Consider the following 1,139-nt stretch of genomic DNA (forward strand, 5'->3'; position numbering starts at 1 on the left):
CCGCCTGGTGTTCGACTACCTGGGCATGACGGAAAACTCCCGCCGCCGCCCGCGGGGACGGCCAGCCACGGTGGGCTAGAACGGATTCGCCGTGGTACCGGCGATGTCACGTCTTGCTTTTCATCTGTGGGTCGGCCGACAACGCCAAGCGGTTCAGGAACGCCTGATGCAGCCGCTCGGACAACCGAAAACCATGATTGATCGACTCCTGTAAGAGCGCGCCGGCCACCTGTGGCTCCAGGATGCCGCGCTCCACCGCGAGCAACAGGACGCCGACCAGTCCCAGCACCGGGATCTTCATCATCCGTGCAATGGTCCGGCCCTTCTTTTCGTCCACCAACAGCGGCAGCCCTTGCGCGCGGGCGAGCGCCAGGGCCTCGGCCTCGCCCGGGTCGAGCAGCATGCGCAGTTCACCGAGCAAGGGGGAGTCGTCCACCTCGACCACTTCGAGGAAGCCGAGAGACGCGACGGTTTGCTCAACGGACGCGTCGCCGGCCAGCCACTCCAGGTAGACGGCCCGCGGCAGCAAGACGCGCTCGAAACAGGCCCCCAGCAGGTCCAGGCGCTGCCGGCGCGCCAGTACGATCAGGGCGGTCGTATCACTGACGATGGCGTCCATATCAGTGGCTGCCGAGCAACTCCAGGGTTTCGAGGTCTTCGGCCAGGTCGTAGTCGGCGATGGCGATCCCCAATTCCGCCAGCAGCCGCATGGTCTCCTCCCGCGGCTTGTCGAACACCTGCGCCACCTGGCCCAGGCTGAGATCCCCGGCCTGGAAGGAGCGCACGGCGATCCACTTGCGGAATCCCAGATCGAGCAGGCCGTCATCGAAGGCGGCGGCGATGCCGATCGGTTTGCCATGCCGCGTGATCAGCAGATAGTCGCCGCTGTCGAGCGCTTTGCTGAGGACGCCTGGGTTGGTCTGCAGCGCTTTGATGCCGATGGTCTGCATGGGAAGGTACTCCGCTTAAGGGGTACACCTAGCATAGCATCGGTGCAGGACAACGGCCTCAACGGATCTCGATGCGCTCCCCAGCGCGCACTATCCACGGCGAATCCGTTCTAGCCCACCGTGGCTGGCCGTCCCCGCGGGCGGCGGCGGGAGTTTTCCGTCATGCCCAGGTAGTCGAACACCAGGCGG

2 protein-coding genes are annotated in these 1,139 nt (G+C 65.7%); both read right to left on the reverse strand.

Annotated elements, in window-relative coordinates; genetic code table 11:
• Window positions 1–106: 106 nt before the first annotated feature.
• Window positions 107–619 (reverse strand): DUF3368 domain-containing protein, encoded by a 513-nt coding sequence (locus tag A39O_RS0111270; protein ID WP_020504761.1) that lies wholly within the window; start codon window positions 617–619, stop codon window positions 107–109.
• 1 nt (window position 620) lies between these two features.
• Entirely contained in the window at window positions 621–950 is a 330-nt protein-coding gene (locus A39O_RS0111275) for a UPF0175 family protein (RefSeq protein ID WP_020504762.1), read from the reverse strand.
• Between the last annotated feature and the right edge of the window lie 189 nt (window positions 951–1,139).

The sequence above is a fragment of the Lamprocystis purpurea DSM 4197 genome, assembly GCF_000379525.1.
In the GTDB taxonomy this organism is placed as follows: Bacteria; Pseudomonadota; Gammaproteobacteria; order Chromatiales; family Chromatiaceae; genus Thiodictyon; species Thiodictyon purpureum.